Raw genomic sequence first — 14,509 nt, 5'->3', positions numbered from 1 at the left:
GCTGCTGGAGGCGAATGCGGATTGAATCAACTCTGTCGGACCGGCGGCAGCGTCATCCGGAAACAGGCGCCGCCCTCCGGTCCGTCCGCCACCGAAACGTGGCCGCCATGCAGCTGCACGATCTCGCGCACCATGTTGAGGCCGAGGCCAGCCCCGCGGTCGAGCGGCGTCAGCCGATAGAACGGCTCGAAGATCTGCTCGCGCTGATCGGCGGGAATGCCGGCGCCTTCGTCGGTGACCTCGATACTCGCGGGCCTGCCGACGCGAATCCCGATCGTGCCGCGGCGCGGGCCGTGCTGGATAGCGTTCTGCACGAGATTGGTCAGTGCACGCTCCAGCGCCGCGGCATCGCCGATCGTCTCAATCGGTGTCGCCGGCGCATCGAGGGCCAGCTCGTAACCGGCCGCGATCGCCAGCGGGGCGAGGTCGGCGGCGACGCTTTGCGCAACGGCGACGAGATTGACCCGCGTGAAAGGATGGCCGCAGCGGTCGAGCCGCTGGATATCGAGCAATTGCTCGGCAAGCGTGGCCAGCCGCGCGGCATCCTCCAGCAGACGGGTCTTGTCCGGCCCAGGGGCGAGTGACTCCAATCGCGTGTTCAGGATCGCGATCGGCGTGCGCAGCTCGTGTGCGGCGTCGGCGACGAAGCGCTTGTGGCGGGCATAGCCCTGGTCGAGCCGCGCCAGCGCGTCGTTGATCGCGGTCACGAGCGGCACGACCTCCAGCGGAATCCGCTCCACCGGAAGCCGCGCGCCGCGCTGATGGATGTCGATGCGCCGGGCCTCGTCCGCGGCGGTATCAAGCCCTTTGAACGCGCGCTGCACGATCATTGGCGTGGCAATGAACGTCGCCGTTCCCATCAGCAGCAGGCCGGGCAGGGCGATGCCGAGGAACGCAAGGGAGGTCGTGAACAGTGCCTTGGCGCCGGTCAGGCGTCCTTGCGTCGCCGTGATGACCTGCACGTTGCCCGCGTCGGTGTCGACCCGCTTCAGCCGCGCCGCCGGCTTGCGCGGATCGTCCTCGAACATCTGCCAGCCGAGCCGCGCCTGGCTGATCTGGTCGAGACCGTTGCCGATTGCGGCGAATTCGGCCGGCACGGTGCCTTCGCTGAGGAAACGACCCTGCCGGTCGCGTACCAGGAACCAGAGGTCCGGGGTCTCGCTGCGCAACTGCTCCAGCGCGGCCGTCGGGCGCAAGGCCAGTCCGCCTTGCGTGTCGCGCGTGAGCGCGCGCTGGACGACATCGATGACGCGGTCCTCATCGCGCCCGGCCAGCACGAAGCCGGAGGCGCAAAGCCCGGCCAGGACGACGGCAACCAGCGCGACCAGGATCGCGGCCTGAAGCGAGAGCAGGCGCCAGCTCAAGCGCGAGCGCAGGCAATAGGGATCGTCGTGTTTGCTCATGTTAGCTTCTTCAGGCTGGCAGCTTCTTGAGGAGATAGCCGACGCCGCGAATGCCGTGGATCTCGATGCCCGCGTCAGCTTCCGCGAGCTTTCGCCTGAGACGCGAGACATGCGTGTCGAGCGCGTTGGACTGGATCTCGTCGTCGAAATTGTAGACCGCCTCTTCCAGCGCCGAGCGCAGCACGGTCCGGCCCATGCGGCGGACCAAGGCTTCAAGCACCAGGAGCTCGCGGCGGGGCAGCTCGAACGGCGCGCCGTCGATGCTGGCTTCGCGATGACTGAGGTCGAAGGCGAGGCGGCCAGCGCGGATGATTTCGGGAGAGAGGCCGGCGGGCCGCCGCAGCACGGCGCGCAACCGCGCCAGCAGTTCCTCGACTGCAAACGGTTTTGCCAGATAGTCGTCGGCGCCGCCGTCGAGCCCGGCAATGCGGTCGGCGAGCTCGCCCCGCGCGGTCAGGACGATGATCGGCACGCCGTCGGCGCGCGCGCGGAGCTTTGGGATCAAGGCGAGGCCGTCGCCGTCAGGAAGCTGGCGGTCGAGCAGAACGGCGGCATGGACATCGGCGGAAATGGCCTCCTCCGCCTCGGCAAGCGTCGGCGCGTGGTCCACCACCATGTCGTAGCGCTTCAGCGCCGAGGCCAGCGCGCCGGCCATCTCCGCTTCATCCTCGACGAGCAAAATCCGCATGTGACAGCCACCTGAACCGCAACTGAGCCTTTCTAGCGGCCCGATCATTGCGGCAGCATTGCGGGAGTCTGGCGCGGCGGCTGAAGCTCAAGCCATGCGCAGAACGCCACAGGGGGGGCCGGGCGGGGCTCAAGACACCGTCATGGCCTGCCGCTATAACCGCCGGACCTGTTCAGGGAGGAACATGAATGATCTACGAAATGCGTCAGTATCGCTGCGTGCCGGGCCGCCTGCCGGCGCTCTTGAAGCGGTTCGAGACGGCGACGCTGAAGATCTGGGAAAAGCACGGCATCAGGCAGGCCGGGTTCTTCACCACGCTGATCGGCGAATCCAGCCAGGAGCTGACCTATTTCCTCGCCTGGGAGTCGCTTGCCGAGCGCGAGACGAAGTGGGGCAAGTTCGTGACCGATCCGGACTGGATGAAAGCGCGCGCCGAGAGCGAAGCGGACGGCCAGATCGTCGCCAACATCGTCAGCCAGATCTTGGCGCCAACCGCCTTTTCGGCAGTGAAGTAAGGGGGCTGCCGGCGCAAAAGGCGGCGGAGAGCCCTGGCGCAACCCTGATATTCTGACGGCCCGGGCCGAATAGGGTTGATCCGACCCTCATGGCGGCTATGGTCGCGCCGAAAAGAGGGATTTGCCTTGAGCTCTTCGACGTCAGCGGCGCCGGTCGTCACCATCGGCAAGGTCAAATTCGGCAATGATCTGCCGATCGCGATCATTGCGGGACCTTGCCAGCTCGAAAGCCGCCAGCATGCGCTGGAGGTGGCCTCCGCGCTGAAGGAGATCGCCGCGCGGCTGAACATCGGCCTCGTCTACAAGACCTCGTTCGACAAGGCCAACCGCACCAGCGCGTCGGCGGCGCGCGGGCTGGGCCTTGAGCAGTCGCTGCCGATCTTCGCCGAAATCCGATCCTCGCTCGGCCTGCCGGTGCTGACCGACGTGCACGAGGCCACGCAATGCGCCGAGGTGGCGCAGGCCGTGGACGTCCTGCAGATCCCGGCGTTCCTGTGCCGGCAGACCGATCTGCTGCTGGCAGCGGCCGCGACCGGCAAGGTCGTCAACGTCAAGAAGGGGCAGTTCCTGGCGCCATGGGATATGGCGAACGTGGTCGCGAAGATCACCAGCGCCAACAATCCCAACGTGCTCGTCACCGAGCGCGGTGCGTCCTTCGGCTACAACACGCTGGTCTCCGACATGCGCGCGCTGCCGATCCTGGCGCGCAGTACCGGCGCGCCCGTGATCTTCGACGCCACCCATTCGGTGCAGCAGCCGGGCGGGAAGGGCACGTCCTCCGGCGGCGAGCGCGAATTCGTGCCGGTGCTGGCGCGCGCGGCTGTCGCGGTCGGCGTTGCCGGCGTCTTCATCGAGACCCATCCCGATCCCGATCGCGCGCCCTCCGACGGCCCCAACATGGTGCCGCTGCGCGAGTTCGAAGGCTTGATCGCCAGGCTGATGGCGTTCGACGCGCTGGCCAAGAACCCGCGCTGATGCAGCAAGGCGAGGCGCGGCCGCACGATCACGGCTTGCCGGCAGCGCTCTATGTCATTTCCGGGGCAAGCTTCGCTGCAGCGCTCTCGGCGCGCGCGCTCGATCCGGTGCTGCCGCATGTTGCTGAGGATTTCGGCGTCAGCATCGCGGCCGCGGCGGGCTTTGCCGCTGTGTTCGCCTTCACCTTCTCGATCATCCAGCCGGTGATCGGCGCTGCTGCCGATCTGTTCGGCAAGACGCGGCTGATGATCGCATGTCTGGCGTTGCTGGGTCTCGCCAACATCCTGGGCGCGCTCTCGACTTCGTTCTCGGTGCTGTTTGCCACGCGCATCCTCGCCGGCATCGGCTCCGGCGGCGTGTTTCCGGTGGCGCTGAGCCTGACCAGCGATCTGGTCGGGCCGGAGAAGCGGCAGGTCGCGATCAGCCGCACGCTCGCCGGCGCCATGACCGGCAATCTGCTCGGCGCTTCGGCTTCCGGCCTGATCGGCGATTTCCTCGGCTGGCGCGGCGTGCTGGCGGTGCTCGGCGTGCTCGTCATCGTCGCCTCGATCGCAGTCGCCGCCGGCTTTCGCGGCGCGAAGGTCAAGCATCCGCCGAAAACGAGCCTTTCCGCGCTGAAGGCGGGCTATCGCACCATCTTCACCAATCCCAACGCCTACGTGTGCTACTCGGCCGTGTTCGTCGAGGGCTGCTGCGTGCTCGGCCTGTTTCCCTATATCGCCTCGTTCCTGTTCGAGCTCGGGCAAACCTCGCTGTCGATCGCCGGCATCGTCATCGCGGGCTTTGCGGTCGGTGGCCTGTTCTACACGCTGACGGTGTCGCGCCTGCTGCCCTGGCTGGGCATGAAGGGAATGATGATCGCGGGCATGACGCTGGTAGCCTCACAGCTTATCGCCGTGGCCTTTGGCCCGCGCTGGGAGGTGCAGGCGTTGAACCTCATCGTGATGGGCTGGGGCTTCTACATCGCCCATGGCTGCCTTCAGGTCTTCGCCAGCGAACTGTCGGTCGAGGCGCGCGCGACCGCGCTGTCGCTGCATTCGTTCTTCTTCTTCATGGGGCAGACGGTCGGGCCGCTCGCCTACGGCTTCGGGCTCCAGCATGCCGGCAAGGTGCCGACCTTGCTCGCGAGCGCCGCGATCATGGTGGTGCTGGGCCTCGTCTGCGCACGGCTGCTCAAGCAGCGGGCGCCCTCCGACGCGCGCTGAAGTCCATTCGGTGACTTGAGTGGGGCGCCGTCCCTCACCATGACACCACCGGCAACGTATACATGGCACACGAATTGCTTTTATTCTGGGCAAATCGAGGTGTGAGATCGTGGACGCCCAGACCAGCCGTTCCGCCAGCGCAGCCAACTCGCCCCGCTTGACCGGGTATCTCACCAAGCCACCGCTGCGGCGTTTCCTCACCGATTGCCACGCCGAATTCCGCTCCGACAATTCCGGCGAGCTCGCCGACTACATTCCCGAGCTGAAGCGCGCCAATCCCGATCATTTCGGCATCGCGCTCGTCACCATCGACGGTCACATCTACGAGGTCGGCGACAGCGACGTGCCGTTCACGATCCAATCGGTGTCCAAAGCCTTCGTCTTTGCGCTGGCGCTGGAGATGGTAGGCGAGGAGCGCGTCGCGGCCACCATCGGCGTCGAGCCGAGCGGCGAAGCCTTCAACTCGATCCGGCTCACCAACGACAACCGTCCTTTCAACCCGATGGTCAATGCCGGCGCCATCGCCTGCTCGGGCCTGATCTTCGATGTGGACGGAAAGGGCGCCTTCGAGCGCGTCCGCGCCAAGCTCAGCCAGTTTGCCGGGCGCGAGCTCGGCGTCGACGAGGCCGTGCATGCCTCGGAGACCGCGACCGGCAACCGCAACCGCGCGATTGCCTGGCTACTGCGGAATTACGCAGTGCTGCCCGATGATGTCGATGCCGTGCTCGACGTCTATTTCCGCCAATGCGCGATCCTGGTCACCGCGCGCGACCTCGCGGTGATGGCGGCAACGCTCGCCAATCGCGGCATCAATCCGGTCACTGGCGTCCAGGTGATCACACCAAACATCGTCGCGCGCACGCTGTCGGTGATGACGAGCTCGGGCATGTACGATTATGCCGGCGAGTGGACCTATCGCGTCGGCATTCCCGCCAAGAGCGGCGTCGGCGGCGGCATCGTCGCGGCGCTGCCCTCGCAGCTCGGGCTCGGCACCTTCTCGCCGCTGCTCGACAACCATTTCAACAGCGTGCGCGGCCTGAAGGTCTGCGAGGCGCTGTCGGCGCGGTTCGACCTGCACATGCTCAACCGCAACGCGGACGTGCGCACCAGCATCATGGCGGACTACGACGTCTATGGCATCTCGTCCCGTCGCAGCCGCCAGCCGCACGAGCAGCAGATCCTCGACGAGCGCCACAGCGACATTCGCGTGCTCGAGCTGGTCGGTGCGATGAATTTCGGCACGATCGACTACGTCACGCGAAGGCTCACCAGCGAGCCGCCGAACGCACCGCTCCTGATCATCGATTTCCGCCGCGTCCCCGACATCACCGCGGCCGGCGCGGAGCTGCTCGGCGAGACGCTGACCGCGCTCGGCAATGCCGGCGTCACCGCCATTCTGTCCGGCTTCGAGGACAGCTCCGCCGTGTGGAGCGCGATCGCCGCGCGCACGGCTGAGCCGCGCCGGCTGCGCCACTTCGCGCTGCTCGATGATGCCATCGAATGGGCCGAGGATCAGGTGATCTACCGCTTCGGCGGCTTCACCGACGCCAAGGAGAGCGCGCAGCTCGGCGAGCAGGCGCTGCTCGCCGAGCTCGACGCGGAGGAGATCGCCGCGATCGTCAAGCTCTCGACCACGCGGCACTACGCGGCCGGTCAGCGCATTGTCGCCGCCGGCGAGCCCGCCAATTCGCTGTTCTTTCTCCAGAGCGGGATGGTGAGCGTGAAGCTGCGCAGCGGTGTGCGGCTGGCGTCCCTCGGCCCCGGCATGGAGTTCGGCGAAATGGCGATCCTGGAGCAAAGCCGCAGCGCCGACGTCCTCGCTGATACGCCCGTCACCTGCCTCGAACTGCCGCTCGACAGCTTTGCCGACTATCGCCGCCTGCACCCGGAGACGTCGTTGAAGATCATGCGCAACCTCGCCGGGATCCTGGCGCGGCGGCTGGTCGCGGCGAATGCCAAGGTCGATCTCCTGAGCGCGTATTAGGCCGTAGACTCGTAAGCTTGTTGGGCAGGATCGGCTCGAGCACTACAATCCCGGTGATCTCGCCGCCCAAGCCTTGGTGGCTTGGCAGCTTTCCATCGCTCGGGCGTAGGCAAGGCGTGCCATCGTGCGAGCGAGATAGTCCCGCTCGGTAGAACCGGGGACGTAGTTGCCAGTTCGCAGGCCGAGCAGGAGGGCGTAGCTCACCGAGATATCGGCAGCAGTGAATCGGTCGCCGGCGAGATAGGGGCAATCCGCGAGGCGGCGGATAACCAACCCCAGCCGGCTCTCGAAGGTCTCGAGTGCCCAGCAGGTAACCCGGGCATCTCGCTCGGCTTCGGGCGCCAGTTGGCGACCGACAATGACAGCGTTCATCGGCCCGGCGAGCCCGGCCTCGCCTAAGTGAAGAAATTGCAGATAGGACGCGAAGGCGGGATCGTCCGGGGCGACGGCAAGCGAACCTGAGCCGTGGCGGGCAAGCAGGTACTCAAGAATCGCGATCGATTCGACCATGATCGTCTCGCCGTCCTGCAGTGCGGGAATGAAGCCGGCGGGGTTGATCGCGAGGAAATCGCGATCCTTCTCGACTGCCAGCAGATCGACCGGCCGCAGCCGATAGGCCAACCCTAATTCCTCAAGCAGCCAAACAACACGGAAGCCACGACCTTCGCCATAGACGGTGAGCATAGCTAAGCGTTCCTAGATTGGGGCCAGATATACTAACTCGGAGGTGAGCCAGGCGCGCAGTGGACCATCGATGGCGCATAATGCGCTCAAGGCTTGGCGCATATTCGTCATCCTACAGCGCAGAGTCTCACGCTGCACCACGTCCGGGACACGAGCGAGGGGCTGGCTTGCCTCAGTTCGCTCCGCCAGTCGGGATCGGCTCCATCCCGCTCGCGATGATCGCTTCGCGTGCGGCGGGAGAGGCGAGGAATTTGATCAGGGCCCGGCCAGCCTCGGGCTCCTTCGAACCGGTCGCAATCCCGGCCGAGAAGATCGTGATCTTCTGCAATTCGTTCGGCAGGGGACCTACGATGTCGATGCCCTTCACGGGCTTCAATTCGCTGATCTGCTGAAAGCCGAGTTCGGCCTCGCCATGCGCGACGATCTCGCCGACCGGCGTTGCCGGAATCTTGCGCGCCTTGTCCTTCATGATTTCGGCAATGCCGAGCTTGTCGAACATCTCGGTCGAGACGTAGACGCCGCTGGCGCTGTCGGAATAGGCGATCGTCTTCGCCGCCAGCAGCGCGCGCTTGACCGCGTCGACCGAGCTGATGTCCGGCTTCGGCGCGCCCGATTTCACGGCGATCCCGATCGGCGATTTGGTGAGATCGAACTGGCTGCCGGCAACGACCTTGCCCTTGCTCGCGAGGTCGTTGAGGGCATAGCCAACCATGATCAGGACGTCGGCCGGCTCGCCGCGCTCGAGCCGCACGGGAATCGCGTTGGTGGTGGTCCCCATCGACGGCCCATATTCCGTCAGCACCTTGTTGCCGGTGGCTTTCTCGAATTCCGGCACGAGCGCCTTGTAGGCAGCCGTCAATCCGCCCGAGATCATCACCCGGACCTCGGCAGCATCGGATGCGCCGGTGAGCCACAGGACGCCCAGAAGAGCCAAGGCAATGTTGCGGAATGTTGCTGACATCGATTTCATTGTTGTTCTTCTCCTGCTAACCGCGCCCGCGATAGGGCGCGACGCCTTGCTCGGGCACCCAGAGGCCCTTCGGCACACGGCCGGTCTGCCAGAACACGTCGATCGGTATGCCGCCGCGCGGATACCAGTAGCCGCCGATGCGCAGCCATTTCGGCTTGATCTCGGATGCGATGCGCTTGCCGATCATGACAGTGCAATCCTCGTGGAAGGCGCCGTGATTGCGGAAGCTCGCGATGTAGAGTTTCAGCGACTTCGACTCCAGCAGCCATTGGCCGGGCGCGTAGTCGATCATCAGATGTGCGAAATCCGGCTGGCCCGTGACTGGGCAGAGCGAGGTGAATTCCGGTACCGTGAAGCGCACCAGATAATCCGTGCCCTTTTGCGGGTTGGGTACGCGGTCGAGCTGGGCTTCTTCCGGTGTGTGCGGCCATTCGACCGCGCGGCCGAGCTGGAGGGATTTTTTCGCCATCGTCGTCACATCCTTTGGAGCATGATCCGGAAAAGTGGGCACCGGTTTTCCGAAAGATCATGCTCAATCAAAAATCGGCTAGAGCGCGACAAGATCGCGCTCCAGAGGATGTCGGGATGGACGCAATCGCGACCGTCGTCAACCCGAGGCGATCGTCTGGATCATGACGATGCGGTCGTTGCCGGACTCGCAGCCCCACAACTCGCCCGGACGGCCGTCGAGCTGGCGGACATTGGCGTTGGCCTTGTCGCTGGCGAAGACGTTGAACTTCTCAGTGGCGGGATCGAAACGCACGATGGCATTGGCCGAAAAATCCGTCAGCCACACCTTGTCCCTGTCGTCGACATAGACCGCGTAGGCGCGGGGACGCTCGCCCGGCAGCTTCCATGTCTTCCAGGATCCGTCGGCGGGATCGTGCACGGAGACGTGGCCGCTGTTCCACTCGCTGACCCAGATCCGGCTCTTCGAATCCGACCAGACCCGCCGCGCGCCCTGGTTTGGCGTCGGCGGCTCGACGACATGGGCGCTGCCCGTCGCAAGGTCGATCCTGGCGATATGGCTGCCGGCGAGCGAGGCGTACCAGACATCGCCTTTGGGCGTCACGGTGATGCCATAGGGCCCGACGCCCTTTGGTGCCCTGAACACGTTCATCTCGCCCGACTTCGGCGCGAGGCGGCCGTAATATCCGGACATGCCCGTGAACCAGTAGATTCCAGTCTTATCGAACACGCCGGTGTTGAGATTGGCGGAGGCGAACTTTTCCGGCAGGCGGAACAGCGTGACCTTGAGATCGCCGGGATCAACCCGCGCAATCGCGTTCTGGCCGCCTTCGGTGATCCAGGGGGCGCCGTCGGGGCCGATCGTCACGCCGTGCGGGGCGGCGCCCTGGCCGAGGCTGACCGTCTTGAAACTGCCATCCCGGGGATCGAGCCTGCCGAGCAGGCCCTTGCCCTGGGCGGTGAACCAGATCGTGCCGTCAGGGGCGGGCGTGAGATCGTGCAAGCCAATGCCGGCGCTGATCGGGAAATATTTCGTCCGGAACGGGGGCTCCTGCGCAAGACTTGGGCGGGCGGCAAGGACGGCGGCGCTCGAAGCAAGAAACTGGCGGCGATTCATGGCGTTACCTCGGCTTCTTGGGATTGAGGATGGACGCGCAGACCCGGCGTTCTCAAGTTTAGTCCTGGGTGCTTCAGGCGTCAGCCGAAGCCGGGCGTCCAAGCGTTCACATTTGCTTGCGGCCCGTGTAAGACCCGCGGCACCGATCAGCCCTAACGAACGGAAGTGCACATCATGACCGCCATCATCGACATCATCGGCCGCGAAATTCTCGATAGCCGGGGCAATCCCACCGTCGAGGTCGACGTCGTGCTGGAAGATGGCGCGCTCGGCCGCGCCGCCGTGCCGTCGGGTGCTTCGACCGGCGCCCATGAGGCGGTGGAACTGCGCGATGGCGACAAGGCCCGTTATCTCGGCAAGGGCGTCACCAAGGCGGTCGGCGCCGTCAATGGCGAAATCTTCGAGGCCCTGAGCGGCCTCGACGTCGAGCAGCAGGCCCAGATCGACCAGATCATGATCGATCTCGACGGCACGCCGAACAAGAGCCGGCTGGGCGCCAACGCCATCCTCGGCGTGTCGCTGGCCTGCGCGAAGGCCGCCGCGAACTCACTCGACATGCCGCTCTACCGTTACGTCGGCGGCACCTCGGCACGGCTCCTGCCGGTGCCGATGATGAACATCATCAATGGCGGCGTGCACGCCGACAACCCGATCGACTTCCAGGAATTCATGATCCTGCCCGTCGGCGCGTCGTCCTTCGCCGAAGGCCTGCGCTACGGCGCGGAGGTGTTCCACACGCTGAAGTCGGAGCTCAAGAAGGCCGGCCACAACACCAATGTCGGCGACGAAGGCGGCTTCGCCCCGAACCTGCCGTCGGCCGACGCCGCGCTCGACTTCGTCATGAACGCGATCGGCAAGGCCGGCTTCAAGGCGGGCACCGACATCGTGCTCGGCCTGGACTGCGCCTCGACCGAGTTCTTCAAGGACGGCAAGTACGTCTATGAAGGCGAGGGCAAGACCCGCTCGATCTCCGAGCAGGCCAAGTATCTCGGCGACCTCGTCTCGCGCTATCCGATCGTCACCATCGAGGACGGCATGTCGGAAGACGACATGGACGGCTGGAAGGAGCTCACCGATCTCATCGGCAAGAAGTGCCAGCTCGTCGGCGACGACCTGTTCGTCACCAACGTCAAGCGCCTCGCCGAAGGCATCAAGGCCGGCCGCGCCAATTCGATCCTGATCAAGGTCAACCAGATCGGCACGCTGACCGAGACGCTCGCCGCCGTCGAGATGGCGCACAAGTCGGGCTACACCTCGGTGATGTCGCACCGCTCCGGCGAGACCGAGGATTCCACTATTGCCGACCTCGCGGTCGCCACCAATTGCGGTCAGATCAAGACCGGCTCCCTTGCGCGTTCCGACCGCACCGCCAAATACAACCAGCTCCTGCGCATCGAGCAGCAGCTCGGCAAGCAGGCGCTCTACGGCGGCAGGGCGGCACTGAAGGCGCTGGCATAAGCCAGAGCTTCAACACGGACAGGGGAGGATCGACATGAGCGACGGCAAGACCGGACTACAACTGCGTTCGCTGATCAAGGCGAGCGGTGAGCTGGAAATCTCGCTGGTCGACGTGCCGACCCCCGAGCCCGCGGACGACGAGGTCGTCGTCCGCGTCGAGGCGACGCCGATCAACCCGTCCGACCTCGGCCTGCTCGTCGGCGCCGCCGACATGAGCACGGCCAAGGCCTCGGGCACGAAGCAGGCGCCCGTCATCACGGCAACTGTCCCGCAAGGCGCGATGCGCGCGATGGGAGCGCGCCTCGACCAGTCCCTGCCGGTCGGCAATGAAGGTGCCGGCGTCGTCATCAAGACCGGCTCGTCGGACGCTGCGAAGGCGCTGATGGGCAAGACGGTCGCGATGATCGGCGGTGCCATGTACGCGCAATACCGGACCCTGAAGGCGAGGGACTGCCAGCCCTTGCCCGAGGGCACTACGGCGGCGGAGGGCGCGTCCTGGTTCGTCAATCCGCTCACTGCGCTCGGCATGACCGAGACCATGCGGCGTGAGGGCCACAAGGCGCTGGTACACACCGCGGCCGCGTCCAATCTCGGCCAGATGCTGAACAAGATCTGCATCGCCGACGGCATCCCGCTCGTCAACATCGTGCGCAGCAAGGAGCAGGCGGAGATCCTGAAGAAGATCGGCGCCAAATACGTCGTCGATTCCAGCGTGCCGAGCTTTCTCGACGATCTCACGGCCGCGCTGGTCGAGACCGGCGCCACCATCGCCTTCGACGCCATCGGCGGCGGCAAGCTTGCCGGCGACATCCTCAATTGCATGGAAATCGCGATCAACAAGACCGCCAAGGAATACAGCCGCTACGGCTCCAGCGTGCACAAGCAGGTCTATGTCTACGGCGCGCTCGATGTCCGTCCGATCGAGCTGCCGCGCGGCTTCGGCATGGCCTGGGGCGTCGGCGGATGGCTGCTGACGCCGTTCCTCCAGAAGATCGGTCCGGCCGATATCGGGCGGCTGCGCCAGCGCGTCGTGAACGAACTGAAGACCACCTTCGCCAGCCACTACACCAAGGTGGTGTCGCTTCAGGAGGCTCTCGATCCCGCCAACATCGCGGCGTACGCCAAACGCGCCACCGGCGAGAAATTCCTCATCGACCCGAATAAGTCGTGACGCTCTGCGGCATCCAGGCCTGATCGAATTTATGCCTGAGCCGTGGGGCGAATAACGATCTCGCCGACGTCCACGCTATCCGGCTGCGCTATCGCGAAGGCCATCGCCTCCGCGATAGCGCTCGCCGGAATGGCCATCGCCTTCATGCTTGCCTGTCCTTGCTCCCGTAACGCCGAATCCGTCATGGAAGACGGCAGTTCGGTGTCGACATAACCGGGTGAGATGGTCGTCACGCGAAGGGACGGGCCGATCTCCTGACGAAGTCCTTCGGAAATCGCCCTGACGGCATTCTTCGACCCCGCATAGACGGCCATTGTCGGAATGATCTTGATGCCGGCGGTCGACAGGGTGTTGACGAAATGGCCGAAGCCCTGACGACGGAAGACGGGCAGGGCCGCGGCGATCCCGTAGAGTACGCCCTTCACGTTCACGTCGATCATGTCGTCCCAGTCGTCGACCCTCAGATCGTCCAGGCGCGAAATCGGGGCGATCCCCGCATTGTTGATCAGGACGTCCAGCTTCCCGTATCGGTCCGTGGCAAGTCCGACGAGCCTGGCGACATCCTCGCGTTGCCTGACATCGGTGACGAGATACGACGCCGTTCCGCCCTTTGAGGCGATACTCGCGGCCAGCATCTGCAGCCGGTCGGGGCGCCGTGCGCCGAGGATCACGATGGCGCCACGCTCTGCGAGATGCCGGGCGGCGGCTTCGCCAATTCCGCTGCTGGCGCCCGTGATGGCGATGACCTTGCCTGCGATGCCCGTCATAGATGTTCCACCCAATTCGTTGCGAGATGAACTTCGCATCGGAATCGAGGATGATCTATGCTCGAAGTGCTCGAAAATCGTCGAGATCGGATCAAGCCTTGGACAAACAAGCCTTGGACAAACCCTCGGATAGGCACAAGACCTCGGACCCGTTGTCTCAGGTCTTCTCGCTCCTGAACGTTCGCGCTGCGCGTTGCACGAGGTTCGAGGCGGGCGGCAATTGGTCGTATCGGTTCCCGGCCAAACCCGCCCTCAAGTTCGGCGCGGTCATCCGGGGTGATTGCTGGATCGATTTCGGCGACGAAGCCCATCATCGGCTTGTCACCGGCGACTGCTTTCTTCTGGCCAATGCACCAGCCTATGTTCTGGCCAACGACCAACGCCTTGCTCCCGAAGACGGTATGGCGGCGTTCGATTGGACGCGGTCGGATGTCGCGCGTCACGCGGGCCGCGATACCGTTCTGCTTGCGGGCAGTTTCGGCTTCGAAGCGTCGGACGCCGGATTGCTGCTCGATGCGCTCCCTCGCTTTCTGCTCATACCGTCGCGCAGTCCGTCGGCACCCGTCATTCATTCCACGCTCGAGATTCTCGACCTTGAAATCAGGGGGACGGGAATCGGAGCGGCCGTACTCACCGACAGGCTTGCCGACGTCCTACTCGTCCAGGTGCTCCGCGCGGCGCTGGATCAGAGTGCCGGCGAGGGTTTGGGATGGATCAACGCGCTGGTCGATGCCAGGATTGGCAAGGCCATCAGGCTGATGCACGAAGACGCCGCTCACCCCTGGACCCTGGAAGCATTGTCCGAAGCGATCGCCATGTCGCGATCCGCGTTTTCGAAGCGGTTCAAGTCGCTGGTGGGGCTGGCGCCGCTCGACTACCTGCTTCGATGGCGAATGCGACTTGCACGCGATCTGCTTCGACGTGGAGCCACCGTTTCGGCAACGGCCGCGCAGCTCGGATACTCGTCGGAGAGCGCCTTCGGACACGCCTTCAAGCGAGTCTACGGCCATTCACCAAAGCGATACTGGCGCGGACAGGCCATGGGCGAAAAATTCCCCAACGCCCCAAATAAATTATCGTGATGCGCGACGGCGCATCACGTCT

14 protein-coding genes are annotated in these 14,509 nt (G+C 65.1%); 7 read left to right on the top strand and 7 right to left on the bottom strand.

Annotated elements, in window-relative coordinates:
- Nucleotides 1-26: 26 nt before the first annotated feature.
- Nucleotides 27-1,403, bottom strand: a complete 1,377-nt coding sequence (locus JQ592_RS06295) for a sensor histidine kinase (protein WP_211402031.1) — start codon at nt 1,401-1,403, stop codon at nt 27-29.
- A 10-nt stretch (nt 1,404-1,413) separates the two neighbouring features.
- Nucleotides 1,414-2,091 (bottom strand): response regulator, encoded by a 678-nt coding sequence (locus JQ592_RS06290; protein ID WP_211402030.1) that lies wholly within the window; start codon nt 2,089-2,091, stop codon nt 1,414-1,416.
- Nucleotides 2,092-2,279: 188 nt separating this feature from the next.
- On the opposite strand from JQ592_RS06290, the gene JQ592_RS06285 reads away from it, so the two are divergent.
- From JQ592_RS06285 to glsA, 4 genes are all read left to right on the top strand, one after another.
- Nucleotides 2,280-2,606, top strand: a complete 327-nt coding sequence (locus tag JQ592_RS06285) for an NIPSNAP family protein (RefSeq protein ID WP_211402029.1) — start codon at nt 2,280-2,282, stop codon at nt 2,604-2,606.
- A gap of 126 nt (nt 2,607-2,732) precedes the next feature.
- Complete coding sequence (gene kdsA, locus JQ592_RS06280) at nt 2,733-3,581, top strand: 3-deoxy-8-phosphooctulonate synthase (RefSeq protein WP_211402028.1); 849 nt, start codon at nt 2,733-2,735, stop codon at nt 3,579-3,581.
- On the top strand, nt 3,581-4,786 hold the full coding sequence (locus tag JQ592_RS06275; RefSeq protein WP_211402027.1) for an MFS transporter: 1,206 nt from the start codon (nt 3,581-3,583) through the stop codon (nt 4,784-4,786). Before kdsA ends, JQ592_RS06275 begins: the two co-directional genes overlap by 1 nt.
- Before the next feature lie 109 nt (nt 4,787-4,895).
- Nucleotides 4,896-6,770: a glutaminase A gene (gene glsA, locus JQ592_RS06270; protein WP_211402026.1), complete on the top strand. Its 1,875-nt coding sequence runs from the start codon at nt 4,896-4,898 to the stop codon at nt 6,768-6,770.
- Nucleotides 6,771-6,812: 42 nt separating this feature from the next.
- Here the strand turns inward: glsA and JQ592_RS06265 are convergent, their stop codons facing one another.
- The 4 genes from JQ592_RS06265 to JQ592_RS06250 all read right to left on the bottom strand — a co-directional run bounded on the left by JQ592_RS06265 (nt 6,813) and on the right by JQ592_RS06250 (nt 10,009).
- On the bottom strand, nt 6,813-7,454 hold the full coding sequence (locus JQ592_RS06265; protein ID WP_211402025.1) for a glutathione S-transferase family protein: 642 nt from the start codon (nt 7,452-7,454) through the stop codon (nt 6,813-6,815).
- 172 nt (nt 7,455-7,626) lie between these two features.
- Entirely contained in the window at nt 7,627-8,424 is a 798-nt protein-coding gene (locus tag JQ592_RS06260; protein WP_211402024.1) for a substrate-binding domain-containing protein, read from the bottom strand.
- Nucleotides 8,425-8,440: 16 nt separating this feature from the next.
- Nucleotides 8,441-8,893 carry a preQ(1) synthase gene (queF, locus tag JQ592_RS06255; protein WP_165424973.1) on the bottom strand — a complete coding sequence of 151 codons (453 nt, stop codon included), beginning with the start codon at nt 8,891-8,893 and terminating at the stop codon, nt 8,441-8,443.
- Nucleotides 8,894-9,031: 138 nt separating this feature from the next.
- Nucleotides 9,032-10,009: a Vgb family protein gene (locus tag JQ592_RS06250; protein ID WP_211402023.1), complete on the bottom strand. Its 978-nt coding sequence runs from the start codon at nt 10,007-10,009 to the stop codon at nt 9,032-9,034.
- 174 nt (nt 10,010-10,183) lie between these two features.
- On the opposite strand from JQ592_RS06250, the gene eno reads away from it, so the two are divergent.
- Together eno and JQ592_RS06240 are read left to right on the top strand one after the other, a co-directional pair.
- On the top strand, nt 10,184-11,467 hold the full coding sequence (gene eno / locus JQ592_RS06245) for a phosphopyruvate hydratase (protein ID WP_211402022.1): 1,284 nt from the start codon (nt 10,184-10,186) through the stop codon (nt 11,465-11,467).
- A 34-nt stretch (nt 11,468-11,501) separates the two neighbouring features.
- The gene (locus tag JQ592_RS06240; protein ID WP_211402021.1) at nt 11,502-12,638 is read left to right on the top strand and encodes a zinc-binding dehydrogenase; all 1,137 of its coding nucleotides are present in this window, start codon (nt 11,502-11,504) and stop codon (nt 12,636-12,638) included.
- A 29-nt stretch (nt 12,639-12,667) separates the two neighbouring features.
- On the opposite strand, the gene JQ592_RS06235 is transcribed toward JQ592_RS06240, so the two are convergent.
- Nucleotides 12,668-13,405 (bottom strand): SDR family oxidoreductase, encoded by a 738-nt coding sequence (locus JQ592_RS06235; RefSeq protein ID WP_211402020.1) that lies wholly within the window; start codon nt 13,403-13,405, stop codon nt 12,668-12,670.
- Between the two features lie 98 nt (nt 13,406-13,503).
- Here JQ592_RS06235 and JQ592_RS06230 point away from each other — a divergent pair, with 98 nt between their 5' ends.
- Complete coding sequence (locus JQ592_RS06230) at nt 13,504-14,487, top strand: AraC family transcriptional regulator (protein ID WP_246820199.1); 984 nt, start codon at nt 13,504-13,506, stop codon at nt 14,485-14,487.
- The last annotated feature ends 22 nt before the right edge of the window (nt 14,488-14,509 follow it).

This window comes from Bradyrhizobium iriomotense (genome assembly GCF_018129405.1).
GTDB lineage: Bacteria > Pseudomonadota > Alphaproteobacteria > Rhizobiales > Xanthobacteraceae > Bradyrhizobium > Bradyrhizobium iriomotense_B.
This window is presented reverse-complemented; position numbering and strand designations above follow the sequence as displayed.

What these genes read in the sequence shown, in the direction of transcription:
- JQ592_RS06295 (WP_211402031.1), bottom strand. Translation starts at nt 1,403, where the DNA reads ATGAGCAAACACGACGATCCCTATTGCCTGCGCTCGCGCTTGAGCTGG.
- JQ592_RS06290 (WP_211402030.1), bottom strand. Translation starts at nt 2,091, where the DNA reads ATGCGGATTTTGCTCGTCGAGGATGAAGCGGAGATGGCCGGCGCGCTG.
- JQ592_RS06285 (WP_211402029.1), top strand. Translation starts at nt 2,280, where the DNA reads ATGATCTACGAAATGCGTCAGTATCGCTGCGTGCCGGGCCGCCTGCCG.
- JQ592_RS06275 (WP_211402027.1), top strand. Translation starts at nt 3,581, where the DNA reads ATGCAGCAAGGCGAGGCGCGGCCGCACGATCACGGCTTGCCGGCAGCG.
- JQ592_RS06265 (WP_211402025.1), bottom strand. Translation starts at nt 7,454, where the DNA reads ATGCTCACCGTCTATGGCGAAGGTCGTGGCTTCCGTGTTGTTTGGCTG.
- JQ592_RS06260 (WP_211402024.1), bottom strand. Translation starts at nt 8,424, where the DNA reads ATGAAATCGATGTCAGCAACATTCCGCAACATTGCCTTGGCTCTTCTG.
- queF (WP_165424973.1), bottom strand. Translation starts at nt 8,893, where the DNA reads ATGGCGAAAAAATCCCTCCAGCTCGGCCGCGCGGTCGAATGGCCGCAC.
- JQ592_RS06250 (WP_211402023.1), bottom strand. Translation starts at nt 10,009, where the DNA reads ATGAATCGCCGCCAGTTTCTTGCTTCGAGCGCCGCCGTCCTTGCCGCC.
- eno (WP_211402022.1), top strand. Translation starts at nt 10,184, where the DNA reads ATGACCGCCATCATCGACATCATCGGCCGCGAAATTCTCGATAGCCGG.
- JQ592_RS06240 (WP_211402021.1), top strand. Translation starts at nt 11,502, where the DNA reads ATGAGCGACGGCAAGACCGGACTACAACTGCGTTCGCTGATCAAGGCG.
- JQ592_RS06235 (WP_211402020.1), bottom strand. Translation starts at nt 13,405, where the DNA reads ATGACGGGCATCGCAGGCAAGGTCATCGCCATCACGGGCGCCAGCAGC.